Source organism: Desulfosporosinus sp. FKB (assembly GCF_002196705.1).
In the GTDB taxonomy this organism is placed as follows: Bacteria; Bacillota; Desulfitobacteriia; order Desulfitobacteriales; family Desulfitobacteriaceae; genus Desulfosporosinus.
Window position 1 is genome coordinate 86,206 of sequence record NZ_NADJ01000040.1, and the last position, 18,966, is coordinate 105,171.

Genomic DNA, 18,966 nt, shown 5'->3' on the forward strand with positions numbered 1-18,966 from the left:
TTACAGCGGCAGGAGACTGGGAGAAATACTTTCTAAGACATGAAGCAGGGCTGCCGCCGTATCCAAACTCGTAAAACAAGGAATCCCGTACTCTACGGCCGCTCTCCGGATTGCAAAGCCATCGCTTTCCTGAACCCGGCCATGAGTCGTAGAATTTACGACATATTGAATTTTTTGTTTCCGGATCCCCTCAATAATTTCATCGGAACCGTCATGAATCTTAGCAATCGGATCAACTCTTATTCCCTTATTCTTTAAGTAGCGAGCCGTTCCTTCTGTAGCTAAGATACGAAACCCAAGTTCCACAAAACGGCGGACGAGATCGACTCCTTCAGCTTTATCTCTATCCGCCAGAGTGACAAGTACTGTCCCGTAGGGGGTAAAGGAAAGCCCCGCACTTAAGAGCGCCTTATACAGTGCCTTTTCATAAGTTCTGTCCATCCCCATCACTTCTCCGGTGGATTTCATTTCCGGTCCTAAAGAAGGTTCAACCTTTTGCAGCTTGGAAAAGGAGAAGACCGGTGCCTTGACAGCAACTCGATTCTCCAGCGGCCAAATACCATGGGGTATTCCAATGTCCTCCCAACCCCTGCCTAAGATAACCTGGGTTCCCCAATCCACGATAGGTACCCCTGTTACTTTGCTCAAAAAAGGCACCGTTCTGCTGGATCTCGGGTTGACCTCCAGAACAAATAGTTCCTTCTGATAAATGACATATTGAATATTTAAAAGGCCTTTGATGTTTAACGAACGCGCTAAGGATTCTGTCAAAGCAATAATTTTATTGTGCATCGTCTCTTCCAAGGATTGGGGGGGATATACGGCAATTGAATCTCCTGAATGGACTCCTGCCCGCTCCAAATGCTCCATAATGCCGGGAATAAAGACGTTCTTCGCATCGGAAATTGCGTCAACCTCCACTTCCTTGCCGAGGAGATATTGATCCATCCAGATTTCTTGATCGGAAGAAGCACTGAAAGCACGCCTGACGACAAACTCCAACTCTTTCTCTTCATAGACAATTTCCATAGCCCGTCCGCCAAGAACGTATGAAGGACGAACGACTAAGGGGAAACCTATCCGTTCTGCCACTTGCCAAACCTGTTCCATAGTTGTTGCTCCGCCGCCCCGCGGGCGCTTAGCCCCTAATTCCTGCAAGACACGATCAAAAGTACCTCTCTCTTCTGCCCGGTCAATATTTTCCACACTGGTGCCTAAAATACGGTAGCCCCGCCTCTCTAAGCCGCTGGCTAAACCAATGGCCGTCTGCCCGCCAAACTGGACGATAACACCCTCGGGTTGTTCTTTATCGAGAATCGCCGAAACATCCTCCAGCGTCAAAGGTTCAAAATAGAGCCGGTCAGCAGTATCAAAGTCTGTAGAGACAGTTTCGGGATTATTATTGATAATAATACTCTCATACCCTCTCCGCCTCAAGGCCAAGACGGCATGCACAGAACAATAATCGAATTCGATCCCTTGACCAATCCGGATCGGGCCCGACCCCAGGACGACCACCTTAGGCTTCCTATGGACTTCTCCCTCATCTTCAACATCATAGCTGGAGTAAAAATAAGGAGTCGTCGCTTCAAACTCTCCGGCACAAGTGTCAACCATTTTAAATACAGGTAAAATTCCGTTCTTACGTCTAAAATAATAGATTTCATCTTCTGTGCAATGCCAAAACTCTGCGATTTCAGAATCAGAAAAGCCCAATCGTTTGCCTTTTATTAATTTCTCTGCATCCCAAGGGAACATTTTTAAAACTTCGCCAAAGTCTGCCAAACGTTTAATGATCATGAGGAAGTAGGCATTCCAGCCTGTAAGATCAGCAAGTTCCTCGATGGGCCATCCTCGTCTTATTCCTTCGGCCAGAACAAACAATTGACGATCATCCGGCTGCTGACAGGCAGTTTTAAGTTCTTCATTCCTTAAGTTCTCCAGTTCCTGCAAAAGAACTCCGGAGACTTTAATATCCAGCGAGCGAATAGCTTTCAGCAAGGCCGTTTCTAAATTCCTGCCAATGCCCATAACTTCTCCGGTAGCTTTCATCTGCGTGCCTAACTTGCGGTCCGCATCTGTAAATTTATCAAAGGGCCAACGCGGAATTTTAACAACAACATAATCCAGTGCCGGTTCGAAACAGGCAGAGGTTTTACCCGTTACGGCATTTTTCAGTTCAGTCAAAGCGTACCCCAAAGCGATTTTCGCTGCAACCTTAGCGATAGGGTAGCCTGTAGCTTTAGAAGCAAGAGCGCTGGAACGGCTGAGTCGAGGATTAACCTCAATAACAACATATTCCATCGTTGACGGATGGAGAGCAAACTGAACATTGCAGCCCCCCTCAATCCCCAAGCCATTGACAATCCTGCGCGAAGCACTGCGCAGCATCTGAACCTCCCGATCGGTTAATGTTTGACAGGGCGCAACAACGATGCTGTCGCCAGTATGTATTCCCACTGGATCCATGTTCTCCATATGGCAGATGGTAATACAGTTGCCAATACCGTCCCGCAAAACCTCAAACTCAATTTCCTTCCAACCCGCGACGCTGCGTTCGACGAGTATCTGGCCAATAAGACTTGCTTGCAGGCCACTTCTGGCAATCTGTTCCAGTTCCTCATCACTCTCAACGATTCCGCCTCCTGTACCCCCCAGAGTGAAAGCAGGGCGCACAATCAACGGATAACCCGTTTCCCCGGCAAACTTCAGAGCATCCTCGATGTTTTCTACGATTTTGCTCTCTGGGATAGGTTCGCCTAAGCGCTGCATTAACTCCCGAAAACTTTCACGATCTTCGGCTTGATCAATGCTCTGCAAAGAAGTCCCCATCAGCGTGACACCACAACGTTCCAACACTCCGCCTTTAGCCAGTTGATAAGCTAAGTTAAGGCCCGTCTGTCCGCCCATGGTCGGGATTAAACCGTCAGGTCTCTCCCGTTCGATAATCCGCTCTACGGATTCTACGGTCAAAGGTTCAATGTAAATCCGATCTGCCGTCTCGCGATCAGTCATAATGGTCGCCGGATTAGAATTGACCAAAATAACTTCAATTCCCTCTTCACGTATTGCCCGACATGCCTGAGTTCCGGCGTAATCAAACTCAGCCGCCTGCCCAATTACAATGGGGCCTGAACCAATAACCAAAACTTTTCTCCACTCTTGCTTGGGCATTACCTTCTCCCCTTCCTCAGGCTATTTTCGTCCACCATTTTAGTAAAGCGATTAAAAATCTCACTATTTTCTTCTGGACCGGGAGCTCCTTCCGGGTGAAACTGGACGGATATTACCGGATATGTTGTATGCTCCATCCCTTCTACCGTTCCGTCATTAAGATTACGCATGGCCACTTCAAAACCGGATCCTTTTAAAGAATCTTCCCTGACTGCATAACCGTGATTTTGTGAGGTCATCGTTGCTTTACCTGTTCGCAAATCAAGGACCGGATGATTCCCTCCACGATGCCCATAAGGCAGCTTATAGGTCTCACCGCCAGCCGCCAGAGCGAGAAGCTGATGCCCTAAACAGATACCTAAAACAGGCAGCTTATCATACAATTGACGGACCACAGCAACTACTTCAGGCAACTCGCTGGGATCTCCGGGGCCATTGCTTAAGACCATCCCCCTTGGACGCTGCCTTAAGACTTCCTCAGCTGTTGATCCTGCCGGGAAAACCATAATTCGATAGCCTCTCTGCTGCAGAGAACGAAGAATATTTCGTTTGGCTCCGAAGTCAAGCAAAGCTATCAAAGGACCTGACCCCGGAATTTCATAAACTTCCTTAACTGTTGAGCGATAAACCCAATGTTCACTTGAACTGCAACTATGGCTTAATTGGCAGCTTCTCTGTATCTCGATGCCGTTTTTCTGCTTCTGCCAAAAATCAACCCCCGCTTCCCTTGTCTCTGTTAATACTCCCGGCAAGGTGCCAAATTCCCTCAGATAGCGCGTCAGTGCTCTCGTATCAACACCTTTTAGTCCTCGAACATCATGCTGCTGGCAATAGTCTTCCAAAGACCCCTCAGCATGCAGACTTCCCTCACCTTGGGAAAGCTCACGCACAATAAGCCCTTGCAGACGAGTTTTGTCCGCTTCATTTTCTTCATGATGCCAGCCATAATTTCCGATTTGTGGCTGAGTGAGTACCAGAATCTGCCCGGCATAGGATAAATCCGTAATCATCTCCTGATATCCACTCATGGACGTATTAAAGACTACTTCCCTTGCTGCCAATGAGGAAGAACATTTCTCCCACGCTCCAAACGTTTCCCCCTCGAAGGTTGTCCCATCCATAAAAACGAGATAAGCCACCTGCGACACTCCCTCTCAACTCTCATAACATTTTAGGCCTTAAATTAAATAGTACTAAGCAATGTTTCTCCATCAATTAAAGAAGCATGCGGTTTCTTTGGACTAACCGGCCCTCCACCCAGACCATCACTGGAAAGCCTTGCAGGGTTTTTCCCAAAAACGGTGTATTCCTGGCTTTGGATACTAAATTGCTCGGCTCGATAACTTCTTTATAGCCCGGATCAAAAAGGACCATATCCGCCGAAGTTCCCGGTTTGAGCGTTCCTCCCTTTAACCCGAAGCGCTTAGCCGGAGAATGACTCCAGGCCTCAATTACCCGCTCCCAGGAAAGTTTCCCTGTGAGCACCAGATACTGATAAACAGCACTAAGAGCCGTTTCCAAGCTGGCAATACCAAAGGGAGCTTCGGCAAAAGGACGAGCTTTTTCCGCCTGGGTATGCGGGGCATGGTCTGTCGCAATCATATCGATAGTTCCGTCTTGAAGCCCTTCAATAAGGGCAGCCCGATCTTCTTGGGAAGCCAGCGGCGGATTTACCTTAAGAGCAGTATCTGTAAGATGAATATCTTCGTCACAGAATATAAGATGGTGAGGATTAACTTCCGCAGTGACATTCACGCCTCGTGCTTTCGCCCTTCGAATCAACTCCACGCTTTCCGCTGTGGAAATATGGGCTAAATGAAGTTTTCCGCCTGTTTCTTCTGTTAAAATCAAGTCTCGGGCAACAATGACACTTTCGGCACTGGCCGGAATTCCTTTGAGTCCCATGCGTCCCGAGGCTGTTCCTCTGCGCATAAGTCCGTCTCCGGCTAAATATTTGTCTTCACAATGGCTAATGATCGGCAGTCCCGTTAATTTAACGTATTCTAAGGCCAGTCTCATGACTTCCGAATTTTGAATATTTTTTCCGTCATCCGAAAAGGCAACAACTCCGCCTTCTTTCATATCCGCCATCTCAACAAGTTCTTCGCCTTGCATCCCTTTAGTTACAGTTCCAATGGGCAGAACATGGGCATATCCGGCTCGTTCACCTTGAAGACGTACAAACTCCGCCAGGGCCCGCTTATCAATAACTGGTTGGGTATTGGCCATAGCTAAAATCGTCGTGAACCCTCCGCGCACGGCAGCGCGAGAACCGCTTAAGATATCCTCTTTGTCTTCCTGCCCAGGTTCACGCAAATGAGTATGGACATCGATTAAGCCTGGGAAAAGAAACTTGCCCTGACCGTTAATAGTCTCTATAGCTTCGCCCTGTGCTTTGAATTGAACCTCTTCATCACTCATGGACGAAGAAATTGCCAGGATTTTTCCTTCTTTAACAAGAACGCTCTGCGGACTCGATAGTTTTTGACTAGGATCAACAACCCAAACATCTTTAAGCCACAACATTAGCGGACCCTCCAATCAAGAGATAGATTAAGGCCATACGAATTGCCACACCGTTTGTCACCTGACGCTCAATTAAGGCCTGAGCACTGTCTGCCACCTCATCGGAAATTTCCACACCGCGGTTCATCGGACCGGGATGCATAACCACGCTTTGTTTGCCGGTCTTCTTTAAGCGCTCAGTCGTTAAACCATAAAGATGACTGTATTCCCGCAGGCTGGGAAATAGTCCGCTTTTTTGACGTTCCAATTGTAAACGCAGGGCCATCACCACATCGGCGCCCGGTAAAACGCTGTCCAAATCATGAGTCAGTTTAACCCCCAAGCCTCCCATCTCCGCCGGTGCCAAAGTCGGAGGACCCACCAAGGTAACATTGACTCCAAGTTTTCTAAGGCCCCAGGCGTTGCTCCTGGCCACACGGGAATGTAAAACGTCCCCAACAATAACCACATTTTTTCCTTCCAGGTCTCCCAGCTTTTCCTCCATCGTAAATATATCCAGCAAGGCTTGGGTCGGATGTTCATGTTGACCATCTCCCGCATTAATAACCCCTGCATCAAGAATATCCGCCAAAAAGCTTGCCGAACCTGAACTTGAATGTCTGAGAATGACTAAATCAGCGCGCATAGCCTGAATAGTTTTGGCAGTATCGTACAAACTTTCTCCTTTGCTCACACTGCTTTGAGCCACAGCGATGCTTGTCGTATCCGCACCTAAGACTTTAGCCGCCATTTCGAAGGACGTTCTTGTCCTTGTACTGGCCTCATAAAAAAGATTGACAACGGATTTTCCTTTAAGTGTAGGCAGCTTTTTTATGGGCCGCATCAAAATCCCCTTCATCACTTTTGCTGTCTGCAAGATCTGACGAATTTCTTCCACATCCATCTCTTCTAACCCAAGAACGTCTTTACGCTGCAATTTCATCGTAACCCTCCTAATAATGCTGTCACTTTTTGGTATCCCCTTCGCTGCAACTTTTATCCAAAACCAGATTGAGACTGAAAATCAAAAGTCCTCTCCCAAGAAGGGAGAGGACTAAAATAGGCATAGCCAAAAATCCTACTCGCCCCTTGCCCATCTCTCTGGATGGAATTTAAAGGGTTAGGTCACATTTCGTTGGTTATTCACTTGTTAACTTGCAATTAAACCCGTTCCAGGAGAAGTACCTCTTCTGCTTCATCAACTTCCTGTAATTGAACCGCGACGATTTCCCGGCGAGAAGTAGGCAAGTTTTTGCCGACATAATCTGCGCGAATGGGAAGTTCCCGATGTCCACGATCAACTAATACAGCAAGCTGAATCCGCTCCGGCCGGCCTAAATCCATGGTGGCATCTAAAGCTGCACGGGCAGTACGTCCGGTATACAAAACATCGTCAATCAGTATTACCGTTTTCCCTTCAACACTAACCGGGACATCCGTTTCATGGACAACCGGCTGAACATCAATCGTACTCAAATCATCCCGATAAAGTGTTATGTCCAAAATCCCCAGGGGTAACTGTACTCCTTCAAATTCCAGGATATACTTTTGGATACGCTCTGCTAAAGGTACGCCCCGACGTCGAATCCCAACTAAAATCAGTTTATCAGTTCCTTTATTTTTCTCCACAATTTCATGGGCAATCCTGATAACCGCCCGCCGAATTCCATCAGCATCCAATATTTTGCTTTTAACCGTTCCCTCCAAAGTATCCATCTCCTTCCTTCTGGAGTAACTTTAGAACACAGATCAGAGTGACAAAACAAACAGGACCGTCTCCCCCAGGCAGACAGTCCTTAGCTTACTTCCGTCTGCCTTCCCAAGCCTCACAGGACTTCATTTAAAGGCCATTCAACTGTCATTAAGTTTACTTTAGGTTGGCCAAAATGTCAATCCTTCCTGCAAACACTTGAGGAGGTTAGAGAACACTTCAGGAACCGGAACGTCAAACCTCATCCATTCCCCGCTCCGTGGATGTTTAAACCCTAAATGTGCCGCATGGAGAAGTTGGCCATTTATCCCGAACCTGTTTTTCGCAGGTCCGTAAACAGGATCCCCTAAAACGGGATGCTTAAGATAATTCATGTGCACACGGATCTGATGAGTCCTGCCGGTTTCCAGGTGCGCTTCTATGAAAGTCATATCCGGATAACGTTCCAGAACTTTGTAATGAGTGACAGCAGTTTTAGAATGATTCATAACAACAGCCATGCGCTTGCGATCCGACGGGTCACGTCCGATGGGCGCATCAACAGTACCTGAAGGTTCATGGATCACACCATGAACCAGGGCCAAATAGATTCGTTCCATACTGTGTACTTTAAGTTGGGCAGCTAAGTTTTGGTGAGCATCATCATTTTTAGCCACTACTAAAATTCCTGAAGTATCCTTATCAATTCGGTGTACGATCCCAGGCCTTAAAACCCCGTTAATTCCTGAGAGATTACGGCAGTGGCATAACAAAGCGTTAACGAGAGTGCCTGTCCAAGCACCGGGCGCCGGATGGACTACCATACCCTGCGGCTTGTTGACGACTAAGACATCCTCGTCCTCATAAAGGATATCTAAAGGAATATCCTCTGGTTCTGCCGTGGCCGGACGAGGTTTTGGAATTGACGCTTCAATTCTGTCACCCTTGTGGACTTTATAATTTCCTTTTTTAATCTGTCCATTAACTTTAACGTATTCCCTGGCAATAAGATCTTGAACAAAAGACCTGCTTTTTCCTAAGACTTTAGTAACCCCAACATCAAGTCTTATACCTTCCGAAAGCTCAAACCCCAAGTTCTCAATTTCGTCAGAACTTTCTTCTGCTCCCAACTCAATCTCGTTAATTTCTTCGTTGAAGTCTGCATCAACCTGTTCTGAGCCAATAACTTTTTCTACTTCCACGCCAATCCTAACCATCCCAAATTTAAAATTCTATCATCTGCGTTCACTCATGAATAGCCACTCTTCATGACTAAATTCGCCTATAATCTTTAGCCAATCGTAAGACCCCCACTTCAGTGAACTCGTTCAGCTTAAGCTGAACATCGGGGCTTCAGACACAATAATGTCCAGTGGACATTATTGCCGAGCCGCCTTTCCCAATAGGAATACTTAGCGGCGAAGGAGGACTCTACCCCACCTGAAGTTAACGAAGGACCCACCCCCACTTATAGAAAAACTCGATAAATGGGAGCGGTTCCCATAACAAGTTCACTTAACAATTACCTTATAATTATTCCTCAGTACTGCTGGGCTTGAGATCCTGGTCAAGGGTTTTGTGATCTTTTTCGTCCCAATATAACTTAAGCATAAGGAGCCCAACGCCAACAACGATCATACTATCAGCAAAATTAAAAACATAGGGCCAAATTTGCACGTCGATATAATCGACAACACGGCCAATCACAAGCCGGTCATATAAGTTACCAAGCGCCCCTCCGCCAATCATACCAATAGCCAATCGCAGAAGCACTTCTTTTTTGGGAATTCGAAATTGACCATAAATTACCCCGCCGACAACCACCAGAGCTGTAACAACAAAAATCCAGGTGCGTCCAGCCATCAAGCCGAAGGCGGCTCCTGGATTAAGGACATAGGTAATGTGAAATACCTTGGGAATGACTATCAGCGATTCGCCCGGCATAAAATTCTTCTGAATCAACACTTTTAAGAGGCGATCAACGATCCATACGCCAATCATTGCAAACCAGACCAACAATCCTTTAACCCCCCTGTTCTTTTTCATCTTAACACAGGGTTTTAAGGAGAGCAAATTATTCCTTATCGCCGGCAATTCATCTAAGTGCGCCCGTGTTTCTCACTGTAGTGGATTGTATTCCCTCGCCCTTCCTGTTCTCGGCCTGTCTCAATGGTTTCTATAAATTCGCTTGCTCCAATAACCTCATCAGAATCCTCATACAAATCATTGGGATCTGATATATCTCTATTTGTCCCTAAATCCTGAAGTGAATCAGATGTTCCATAACGTGCTACAGCCTGCCAGGCATCTTCACCGTCAAATTCGACTCGAGCCGTCCCGTCATTAAACGTTCGGGAAAAGGGACGGTTTAGAATTTCATCTTCGACAGGTTCACGATGCAAAGAATGCTGCTCCTCTTTCTCTTCCTCACGACTACATTGAGTACATACCGTCGTATAGGGCACAAGTTCAAGCCGTTCATAGGGGATCTCTTGACCACAGCGTTCACAGACTCCATAAGTCCCTTTCTCAAGACGCTCTAAAGCAGCATCAATAGCTTCAATCCTATGTACAGACCGATCATGATAGGCAACATCCTGGGAACGCTGATATACCTCCGTCGCTACGTCAGCTGGATGGTTGTCCGCTAGTGACAGTTCACCTAAGGACTCCCTCATATCCCCATTAATAAGTTCTGTTGCTGTCTCCATTAAGCTTTGCTTTTCAGCGCGCAGCGTATCCATTAATTTTCTATAACGAGAACTATTATTCATCTCACTGCCCCTTTCTAATGTACATAATTATTAAGGATTAAAAGATAAGCTGTTTCGCAATTACAAAAATAATCATTTTGATCACATTCTAATTATTTCAATTATCTCCAAGCAAACACCTGAATTTTTGATCTCGTTTCAATAATCTTAGTGTTCCCACGCGCTGACTATTTACCCAAAAAAACTAAATAACATAAAGAAAACTTAGCTGGCACTCGAAGACACTGTCTTCGCACGTATTAACTCTTCTTGCAGTATACAACCGAAAGTTATACTTTCTGATAGTACAAAAAAGAACTCCGCGCCACATAATTGTGACGCGAAGTTCACCATTTACCACAGAATATAAAGAATTTCAAAAACCTAATCCAAAAGAACCTCTAACTGCATGCCATTGGCGAGACTGAAAGCATTACCTTCATCTGTATCAATGTGCATATCTAAGGAATAATTCGGGCTGACACGGATAAGAACTTGATCGAAAATTCCGCCTCGTACACCTGGAACCACAACCCGGACATGGTCTCCATCCTTTAAGGAATATTTTTGAGCATCTTCAGGTGTCATATGAATATGGCGAGCTGCAATAATAGCCCCTTCATCGAGATGAACTTTTCCCTTAGGACCTTCAACATCGAGTCCTGGCGTCCCTTCAAGCTTTCCGGAGTCCCGAACGGGAGGTTTAACTCCTAACTTAAAGGTATCCGTGGCTGCCAATTCTACTTGAGACGCCTTTCTTGCCGGTCCTAAAACGCGTATTCCCGGCATGGAACCTTTGGGACCAATAAGCGTCACCGTTTCTTCACAGGCAAACTGACCCGGCTGACTTAAATCCTTTGTTCTCGTCAAAGTATGACCGGCGCCAAAGAGCTCTTCAATATGCGCCTGGGACAAATGAATATGTTTGTTGGAGATACCTACCGGAACCATAAAACTAGCCATTAGATTTATCACCCTCCATAGTTACTGCGAATGAAATGATAACATCTGCCCGAAACAAATTCCGGGTGTAAAAATTTCATTAAATAATAGTATACTCCATTTCAGCATAAAACGACACAAATCCAAGCGTAAATCCCAGTTTAAATTTATGTTAATAATTTCCTAGCTTAGCGTTTCTTATTCCACTCATCAGATCGATATTTGGGACGAATTTTTTGCATCAAAAGTCTTTCAGTATCTGTTAATTGACTTTGAAGCAGATCAATTTTCATAACTCTGGAAAACCCGCAGCAAATCTCCCGTTCCAAATCCTCTCGTCCAATGGGCTGGGGCCAAATTTCATCCAAAGCACACGCTTTCCGTTTAAATCGTTTCAACAAACGCTCCCTCAGCTCTTCATCGGGGAATTTCAGAAGCCGAAAGAGAAGATCGGCATCAAAATGGAGTAGGATGGACCCATGCTGCAAAAGCATCCCCTCTTTCCGCATCTGAGCGCTCCCCACCAATTTTCGGCCGTTGACAACAAGCTCATACCAAGAAGGAGCATCAAAACAGGCCGCAGTAGTTGTTTCTTTGGCAACCCCGCCAACGGACATCTCTGCCGGAATTCCCAGGGCTTGAAATCCTGATAATAAGGCTTTGCTGATCTTTAGATAGGATTCCGTTACAGTCCCTGAAACGTTAGGGTCCTTTTCCGTGGCTATGACACTATAGGTCAGCTCATATTGGTGCAAAACCGCCCGCCCCCCCGTCGGTCTGCGCACAATGTCAATTCCTTCGGCCTGACAGGCCCTTTCATCAACCTCTCGCTCATAGCTTTGAGCATAACCAAGGGATAAAGCTGCCGGGTCCCAGCCATAAAAGCGCAGAACGGGTTGAGGATCAGAAGCTTGAACCATCGTCAGTAATAATGCCTCATCAATAGCCATATTTTCAGCTCCCGAGGCTGCAGCATAAGGCAGGTAACGCCAAAAATCCATAGGATCACTCACTTTCCGTTGATTTCTCTAAACCTTTCCGAACTTGATCCCAAGCCCTTACCGCTTCATCTTGAGTCAGGGGCCTCGGATAATTATAGAGCTCTTCACCGGGTGTTTCGTTATAATAGGGACGATTGCAGCCTGTGCAACCCGAAGTTTGAAAGGGTATTCCTCCCCTTTTTTCTTTCAGCACGTCAATAGAAATACCATAGCTGATCAACTTTCCCTGTTCAAATGTAAAATTGTCCTTCCTCTCTAATTGATTTCGGAGGAGATCGTGGGCAACCTGTATCCGACGATAATGAGACAACTCAGGTTGAGCGACTCCTTCCATTCGCGTCCCCCGTACAGGGGTAAAAGCAAAGAGTGCTGTGGTAACACCGTGATCGTAGAGAGTTTGCAGGCAATGGATCATTTCCTCTTCACTCTCCCCTAAACCGACGATCAAATGAGTTGCTATATGACCAGGAAACATCTGAGCAGATCTAAAAAGCAGATCCCTTCGTTCCTGCCATGACCCGTCTTTACTGCGGGCATAGATCTCAGGAGTTGCGGCATCTAAAGCTATGCTTACATGGTCAACACCGAGATCCAAAAGTTCCTTAACCTCCTCGAGACTTCGGGGACCTGCCGACACGCAGATTGGCAGTCCAGTTTCTGATTGAACAGCTTTAACCCAATCCTTAGTTTCTTCTAGAGCCGCTTTATCCTGAACCACTTGAAAGCAAATTCGCTGCAGCCCAATATTAGCCTTGGTGGCCCTTAATCCTTGGAGGAACACCTCATTGGCATAATCCGGCCAGCTAACCCTCGACAGAAGATCTGCCCGAGCACCACTCTCGCGGGCTTGTGCACAGAAGGCACAATTAAAGCGGCAGCGTTCTCCGACCATCAGATAGGCGGTTGTAGGCAAAACATCAACCCTAACCCTTTTTAAGCCCAAGACTTTAGCTGTACCCAGAGAACATCGTATCATAATGCACAACACTCCTCACCGCGTATAACCTTAAGACCCAATTCTTCTGCTCTTCGCCGAGCTCCCGGAGTCGGCATAACCAAACGATTCAGACCTAAATCAATGGCGGCTTCATCCAGAACCTGTCGGTATTTTCCCTTGGGACGCATGCATCCCAAGACTAAAGGTATCTTGGAGAAACGGATCCTTGCCTTAGCCAAAAAATCAATAACCTCCTCCACCGGCAGCGGCCGCCTATCGGCATAGCGTGTTCCTGGCGTCGGAATAAACACATTAAAAATCAAGCCCCGGATATCCAGTTCAGAAAGCACTTCCAAAGCCACCTCTTCCCCCTGCCACTCTCCACCTTTCAAACCTAGAGTTACATGGGGCATCACCGGCAATACGTCCTGCAAAGCAAGAAAAACCCGACGGTAATCCTCCGGGCCAAACTCCAAGCCATATACTTCACGTATCGTTTCCCGATCGGCTACAAAGTCAAAGGAGATGACATCGGCTAAATCTTTTAGCAATGGAACTTCCTCATTGCTTAATAATCCCACGTGAAAATTTAAACGAACATTTCTTTTAAGCCCGCGCAGAAATTCCAAATGTTCCGGGAAAGGGACCTTCCCCTCCCGTGTACACCCTCCGCTGATAAGTGCACTGCGAAATGGATAACACTGATTAAGAGCCCCACGAATTTGAATCTCCTCAACACTAGACATCCCCTTCAGGTAGTGTCCGCCGCAATGAGCGCAATTTAGAGCACAGGAATGACCCGTAAGAGTGATGCTCTCTGTCTGAGTGGGAAAGTCAAAGAAGATCTCATCGTTAAAATTCGCCCGTCGCACCATCCATGCCTGTTGAATCAGGCTCAAGCCATCATCTTGCTCCATCTCTTCATCCTCACTTAACTTAAAACTCATGGGTGTGGAAAAAAGCCGCCCCAAAGAGCGGCATATTAAAAACACCCTAGTTCCCTGACAAAATGTTACTTCTTCCGATACCGCAAATCCGGTTTCCGCACCGCTGCCACCTCATCTAAACGAGTCACTAAAGTAGTATGGGGGGCGTTCTTAACCAAATCCGCATCTTCACGGGCTTCCTCAGCAATCTTAATGAGGACCCGGGCAAATTCATCGAGAGTTTCTGCGCTTTCCGTTTCGGTAGGTTCAATCATCATTGCCTCTTCAACGATCAGCGGAAAATAAATCGTGGGCGGGTGATAACCATAATCCAATAAGCGTTTGGCAATATCCAAGGTGTGAACTCCCGTCGATTTCAAGGTCTTCGGTGTAATTACAAATTCATGCTTACAAGTACGGTCGAAGGGCAGGTAATAATGATCTTTGAGCACTTGCATTAAATAGTTGGCATTAAGCACCGCGTTTTCTGACGCGGCCCTGAGCCCCTCTCCTCCCAAGGCTCGAATATAAGTGTAAGCCTTAACAAGTACCGAGAAATTGGCGTAAAATGAACGTACCCGGCCAATTGAAAGGGGCAGATTGTCCTCTAAGCCAAAGGTACCGTCATTTCTTCTAACCACAATAGGCTTGGGCAGGAAGGGCAGCAAAAATTCCTTTACGCCGACGGGACCGGCACCTGGACCACCTCCCCCGTGGGGCGTCGAAAAGGTCTTATGCAGATTAAGATGAACAACGTCAAACCCCATATCTCCGGGACGAGCAATACCCATGATGGCATTGGTATTGGCACCGTCATAGTACAATAAGCCGCCGACATCGTGAACGATCTTGGTGATTTCCAGAATATTTTCGTCAAACAGGCCAACGGTATTGGGGTTTGTCAACATTAGAGCAGCGACCTCATCGTTGGCAACTTTTCTTAGAGCCTCCAGATCTACGCCGCCACGCTCAGTAGAAGGCACCTGAATGATATCATAACCGACCATAGCAGCCGTCGCAGGATTGGTTCCATGAGCTGAATCGGGAACGATGACCTTCGTACGTTTCCGATCCTGCCTATGTTCATGATAGGCTTTAACAATTAACATCCCCGTCATCTCTCCATGAGCGCCGGCTGCAGGCTGGAGAGTAAATCCATCCATTCCCGCCAGCTCACAAAGATCTTCCTGAAGCTCGGCCATGAGCTGCAAAGCCCCTTGAGTCAAGACCTCCGGCTGATAAGGATGGAGGGCCGAAAACCCAGAGAGACGAGCCAAAGTTTCATTCACTTTGGGGTTATACTTCATTGTACAAGATCCCAGGGGATAAAATCCAGTATCTACTCCATGATTAAAGGTTGAAAGCCGGGTAAAATGCCGCACAACATCAACCTCGGACAGTTCGGGAAGCTGCGGTTCCTGACGGGTAAGCATATGCTCGGGGATCATTGTCTCGACGGGGATTTCCGGAACGTCACATTTTGGTAAACTGACTGCATTTCTGCCACCAGCGCTGAGTTCAAAAATTAGCGGTTCTAATGCTTTCATTGGATTTCCCCCAATCTGGCCACAAGCCGATCAATGTCAGCTTTACATTTAGTCTCGGTCACACAGAAGAGAAGATGATGATCAAGTTCTGGGTAGAATCGCGCTAAATCCAATCCGCCAATGATTTGATCTTTGAGAAGAGCCTCATTGATTTTCGAGGGTTCCATTGCTGTCTTTACTACAAATTCGTGGAAGAAAGGCCGTTGAAAGGCTAAACTCATCCCTGAAAGCTTGACGATCTCCCGAGCGGTATAATGAGCATTTTGGAAATTCAGATTGGCTAATTCTGAAACTCCTTTTTTTCCCAAAGCGCTCAAATGCATGGTAAAAGCTAAGGCACAAAGGGCTTCATTGGAACAAATATTGGAAGTAGCTTTTTCCCTTCGAATATGCTGTTCGCGGGCTTGCAATGTCAGAACGTAACCTTTTCGCCCGTTTTTATCTGTTGTTGCTCCTACAATCCTTCCCGGCATTCTCCGCACATACTTGTCCCGGCACGCCAAGAAGCCTAAATATGGACCGCCAAAATTAAGCGGATTTCCAAAGGCCTGACCTTCTCCGACAACAATATCTGCCCCGCATTCTCCCGGAGTCTTCAGCAGACCTAAAGACACGGGATTAACTGCCATCACAGCAAGTGCCCCTTTTCCATGAGCAGCGAGGGTAATTTGTTCTGCTTCTTCTATATTGCCGAAAAAGTTTGGAGTCTGCACCAAAACGCCTGCTATGCCTTCCTGAAGCTTAGTTTCTAAGGCTTCAAAGTCTGTGGCTCCACCCTTGGACGGAATTTCGATCAGTTCTACACCTCGCGGCGGCAAATATGTTTTTAGAACGCCACGATATTCCGGATGTACTGTTTCCATAACTAAGATTTTGTTTCTCTTTGTGGCATCGCAGGTCATGAGTGCGGCCTCAGCTAAGGCGGAAGCGCCATCATACATTGAAGCATTTGCAACATCCATTCCCGTTAACTCACAAACCAACGTCTGATATTCATAGATCGCTTGAAGCGTCCCTTGAGAAATTTCCGGCTGATAGGGCGTATAAGCAGTATAGAATTCAGAGCGAAGCAATAATTGATCCACAAAACTCGGGATATAATGTTCATAAGCACCCGCTCCCAAGAAGGAACTATACTCTTCAACGGTCTTATTTTTAGCGGCTAATCCTTTAACATGTTTGACTAATTCTTGTTCTGACATTCCTCCGCGAATATGGAGAGGCCGTTTTAAGCGAACTTCTTGGGGAACATCTGCAAAAAGGTCTTCGACGGACTCAACCCCAATACGGGCTAAGAGCCGCTCTTTTTGGCTGTCCGTATTTGGCACGAAGTTCATTCTAATGTTCCTCCTCAGCCACAAACTCCTCATACTCAGCAGCAGTCATTAAGGTATCCAGAGGGGACAAATCCTCTGCCTCAACTTTTATCAGCCAGCCGTCTCCATAGGGGTCACTATTTAACAATTCCGGCGAATCGATCACTAAAGTATTTACTTCAACGACCTTACCGCTTACCGAAGCCGTGATATCTGAAACTGCCTTCACCGATTCAACAGTCCCATAGGATTCTCCTGCAGTTACCGCAGCTCCCACTTCAGGCAGTTCAACGAAAACAACGTCTCCCAGACTTTCCTGAGCGTGATCAGTAATTCCAAAAGTTACTATATTCCCTGCTATCTTCGCATATTCGTGTTCTTTGTTATACTTTAATTCTACTGGATTCATGGTATCATCCTCCTCAATATTTTAGTTATTTTATCCGCTAGCCCCGTTTATAAAACAAACTGGGAATAATCTTTGCTTGAACAGCCTTTCCGCGAATCATCACATCCAAGGTTTCACCTAATACTGCTAAATCCGCTCGCATAAGACCCAAAGCGATATTTTTATCAAGAGTCGGGGAGTAGGATCCCGAAGTAACAAATCCGATCTCTTCCCCGTTCTTTTGCAATAGATAATGAGAGCGGGCAATTCCCCGTCCGATCATTTCCAGACCAACAAGCTTGCGTGGTACGCCTTGCTCCTTTTGCTTCAGCAGTGCATCCCTGCCAATAAAATCCGTCTTATCCAGTTTGACAAAGATACCTAGTCCGGCTTCTAAAGGAGTAATGCTCTCTCCTAATTCATTGCCGTATAGGGGTAAGCGGGCTTCAAATCTTAAGGTATCTCGAGCACCTAGGCCAATGGGTTGTATCCCTTTTGCTGAACCGACTTCCAAAATCCTGCGCCACAATTGTTGGGCAGACTGAGGAGATACATATATCTCAAAACCATCTTCTCCCGTATATCCTGTGCGAGAAATCAGACACCTAATATCATCAACTTCCCCATAGCGAAACGTATAATACGTTAAGGTCGACAAATCAACATTGGTCAGTCCTTGGAGGATTTTTTCCGCTTGCGGCCCTTGCAAAGCAAGCTGGGCATATTGGTCCGAGATATTCTCTGCGGTGACTTGAAAATTTTGAACTTGCTCAAGCATCCAGGCAAAATCTTTTGCTGTATTGGATGCATTGACAACAAGCAAAAAATGCTCCGGTGTATGCTGATAAACCAATAAATCATCTACGATTCCGCCATTCGGATAGCACATGGGAGAGTAAAGGATTTTTCCGTTTTCCAGCTTACTGGCATCATTTGTAATTATCCTTTGCACAAAAGCCAGAGCATCCTTTCCTCGAACATCAATTTCACCCATATGGGAGACATCAAAAAGACCTGCGTTTTTTCGTACTGCCTGATGTTCTTCGATCACTCCGGAATACTGAACCGGCATTTCCCAGCCGCCAAAATCAATAAGTTTTGCCTTGGCTGCTTTATGTTCTTCATAAAGTGGAGTTCGCTTCAGTTCTGCCATTTTGGCACCTCCTCAATTCTGTATAGTTTTCACTGAAAACTGAAACTTAACCTCTCCCATCGTAAAAAATTTGCTAGCCGCCTTAGATACAAAAAAGGACAGAAAAAGATGCCTTTCGCATCTTCTCTGTCCTTTAACCTGAGAGATTCGCCGTCTCCGGCTTCCCCTTTGGTGTTCCCTTTGAAGAGAAACTCTCCAGAGTACCGTCTACTAGCAGTACCTTTGCCTGAGAGTTTCCTCCCTTGAAAAGCGACTTCAAGAGATTTTCTCCTTCGGCGTCTGGAACTTCTCCCAGATCTCTCCTGCTAGTATCATTCGGTGACTATTACGTTATACAATATACTATGCCTTTTTTTCCATTTCGTCTATACCCTTTTTAAAAGTTTGACTGATTTTTTTCAATATTTAATTACCTAATTCGACAATTACCATTTTTCCAAAGATACTCAACCGTACGATCGTTCACATTTTTGCCCTTGGGCCGGCTGAACCAAGGTTTCCAAACCTTGGACCTTCTGTAATTCAAACTCCATAAATAACTAAAATCCCGTCCCTCCATAAAGGGACGAGATCACTCGCATGCCAACCGTTTCGCTAACGATTTCATCAATAATAATTACTAGTCTACTTATAT

The 18,966-nt window shown here is 46.2% G+C and carries 16 protein-coding genes and 1 riboswitch; all 16 genes read right to left on the reverse strand.

The window, feature by feature from the left end; genetic code table 11:
* Positions 1-3,174: a carbamoyl-phosphate synthase large subunit gene (gene carB, locus B5Y67_RS21890; RefSeq protein WP_088228516.1), complete on the reverse strand. Its 3,174-nt coding sequence runs from the start codon at positions 3,172-3,174 to the stop codon at positions 1-3.
* Positions 3,174-4,313, reverse strand: a complete 1,140-nt coding sequence (gene carA / locus B5Y67_RS21895) for a glutamine-hydrolyzing carbamoyl-phosphate synthase small subunit (protein WP_088228517.1) — start codon at positions 4,311-4,313, stop codon at positions 3,174-3,176. The genes carB and carA overlap by 1 nt, the downstream gene beginning before the upstream one ends.
* 76 nt (positions 4,314-4,389) lie before the next feature.
* The gene (locus B5Y67_RS21900; RefSeq protein WP_088228518.1) at positions 4,390-5,700 is read right to left on the reverse strand and encodes a dihydroorotase; all 1,311 of its coding nucleotides are present in this window, start codon (positions 5,698-5,700) and stop codon (positions 4,390-4,392) included.
* Complete coding sequence (locus B5Y67_RS21905; RefSeq protein WP_088228519.1) at positions 5,687-6,622, reverse strand: aspartate carbamoyltransferase catalytic subunit; 936 nt, start codon at positions 6,620-6,622, stop codon at positions 5,687-5,689. The genes B5Y67_RS21900 and B5Y67_RS21905 overlap by 14 nt, the downstream gene beginning before the upstream one ends.
* 218 nt (positions 6,623-6,840) lie before the next feature.
* Positions 6,841-7,386, reverse strand: coding sequence for a bifunctional pyr operon transcriptional regulator/uracil phosphoribosyltransferase PyrR (pyrR, locus tag B5Y67_RS21910; protein WP_088229041.1), 546 nt, complete (start codon positions 7,384-7,386; stop codon positions 6,841-6,843).
* Positions 7,387-7,551: 165 nt separating this feature from the next.
* On the reverse strand, positions 7,552-8,586 hold the full coding sequence (locus tag B5Y67_RS21915) for an RluA family pseudouridine synthase (RefSeq protein WP_088228520.1): 1,035 nt from the start codon (positions 8,584-8,586) through the stop codon (positions 7,552-7,554).
* A 316-nt stretch (positions 8,587-8,902) separates the two neighbouring features.
* Entirely contained in the window at positions 8,903-9,388 is a 486-nt protein-coding gene (gene lspA / locus B5Y67_RS21920; RefSeq protein ID WP_088228521.1) for a signal peptidase II, read from the reverse strand.
* A gap of 80 nt (positions 9,389-9,468) precedes the next feature.
* Positions 9,469-10,143 (reverse strand): TraR/DksA C4-type zinc finger protein, encoded by a 675-nt coding sequence (locus B5Y67_RS21925; protein WP_088228522.1) that lies wholly within the window; start codon positions 10,141-10,143, stop codon positions 9,469-9,471.
* A 363-nt stretch (positions 10,144-10,506) separates the two neighbouring features.
* Positions 10,507-11,085 (reverse strand): phosphate propanoyltransferase, encoded by a 579-nt coding sequence (locus B5Y67_RS21930; protein ID WP_088228523.1) that lies wholly within the window; start codon positions 11,083-11,085, stop codon positions 10,507-10,509.
* A 167-nt stretch (positions 11,086-11,252) separates the two neighbouring features.
* Complete coding sequence (locus tag B5Y67_RS21935) at positions 11,253-12,065, reverse strand: lipoate--protein ligase family protein (RefSeq protein ID WP_088228524.1); 813 nt, start codon at positions 12,063-12,065, stop codon at positions 11,253-11,255.
* Between the two features lie 4 nt (positions 12,066-12,069).
* Positions 12,070-13,041: a radical SAM protein gene (locus tag B5Y67_RS21940; protein WP_088228525.1), complete on the reverse strand. Its 972-nt coding sequence runs from the start codon at positions 13,039-13,041 to the stop codon at positions 12,070-12,072.
* Positions 13,038-13,919: a radical SAM protein gene (locus tag B5Y67_RS21945; protein WP_088229042.1), complete on the reverse strand. Its 882-nt coding sequence runs from the start codon at positions 13,917-13,919 to the stop codon at positions 13,038-13,040. Before B5Y67_RS21945 ends, B5Y67_RS21940 begins: the two co-directional genes overlap by 4 nt.
* Before the next feature lie 95 nt (positions 13,920-14,014).
* Positions 14,015-15,475, reverse strand: coding sequence for an aminomethyl-transferring glycine dehydrogenase subunit GcvPB (gene gcvPB / locus B5Y67_RS21950; protein WP_088228526.1), 1,461 nt, complete (start codon positions 15,473-15,475; stop codon positions 14,015-14,017).
* Positions 15,472-16,812, reverse strand: coding sequence for an aminomethyl-transferring glycine dehydrogenase subunit GcvPA (gcvPA, locus tag B5Y67_RS21955; protein ID WP_088228527.1), 1,341 nt, complete (start codon positions 16,810-16,812; stop codon positions 15,472-15,474). Before gcvPA ends, gcvPB begins: the two co-directional genes overlap by 4 nt.
* 1 nt (position 16,813) lies before the next feature.
* On the reverse strand, positions 16,814-17,200 hold the full coding sequence (gcvH, locus tag B5Y67_RS21960; RefSeq protein ID WP_088228528.1) for a glycine cleavage system protein GcvH: 387 nt from the start codon (positions 17,198-17,200) through the stop codon (positions 16,814-16,816).
* 37 nt (positions 17,201-17,237) lie between these two features.
* Positions 17,238-18,332 (reverse strand): glycine cleavage system aminomethyltransferase GcvT, encoded by a 1,095-nt coding sequence (gcvT, locus tag B5Y67_RS21965; RefSeq protein WP_088228529.1) that lies wholly within the window; start codon positions 18,330-18,332, stop codon positions 17,238-17,240.
* Between the two features lie 204 nt (positions 18,333-18,536).
* Positions 18,537-18,647, reverse strand: a riboswitch (glycine riboswitch).
* Positions 18,648-18,966: the final 319 nt, after the last annotated feature.

Coding starts and splice junctions, on each gene's coding strand:
- carB (WP_088228516.1), bottom strand. CDS start 3,174: ATGCCCAAGCAAGAGTGGAGAAAAGTTTTGGTTATTGGTTCAGGCCCC.
- B5Y67_RS21900 (WP_088228518.1), bottom strand. CDS start 5,700: ATGTTGTGGCTTAAAGATGTTTGGGTTGTTGATCCTAGTCAAAAACTA.
- B5Y67_RS21905 (WP_088228519.1), bottom strand. CDS start 6,622: ATGAAATTGCAGCGTAAAGACGTTCTTGGGTTAGAAGAGATGGATGTG.
- B5Y67_RS21915 (WP_088228520.1), bottom strand. CDS start 8,586: ATGGTTAGGATTGGCGTGGAAGTAGAAAAAGTTATTGGCTCAGAACAG.
- B5Y67_RS21925 (WP_088228522.1), bottom strand. CDS start 10,143: ATGAATAATAGTTCTCGTTATAGAAAATTAATGGATACGCTGCGCGCT.
- B5Y67_RS21930 (WP_088228523.1), bottom strand. CDS start 11,085: ATGGCTAGTTTTATGGTTCCGGTAGGTATCTCCAACAAACATATTCAT.
- B5Y67_RS21935 (WP_088228524.1), bottom strand. CDS start 12,065: ATGGATTTTTGGCGTTACCTGCCTTATGCTGCAGCCTCGGGAGCTGAA.
- B5Y67_RS21940 (WP_088228525.1), bottom strand. CDS start 13,041: ATGATACGATGTTCTCTGGGTACAGCTAAAGTCTTGGGCTTAAAAAGG.
- B5Y67_RS21945 (WP_088229042.1), bottom strand. CDS start 13,919: ATGGAGCAAGATGATGGCTTGAGCCTGATTCAACAGGCATGGATGGTG.
- gcvPB (WP_088228526.1), bottom strand. CDS start 15,475: ATGAAAGCATTAGAACCGCTAATTTTTGAACTCAGCGCTGGTGGCAGA.
- gcvPA (WP_088228527.1), bottom strand. CDS start 16,812: ATGAACTTCGTGCCAAATACGGACAGCCAAAAAGAGCGGCTCTTAGCC.
- gcvH (WP_088228528.1), bottom strand. CDS start 17,200: ATGAATCCAGTAGAATTAAAGTATAACAAAGAACACGAATATGCGAAG.
- gcvT (WP_088228529.1), bottom strand. CDS start 18,332: ATGGCAGAACTGAAGCGAACTCCACTTTATGAAGAACATAAAGCAGCC.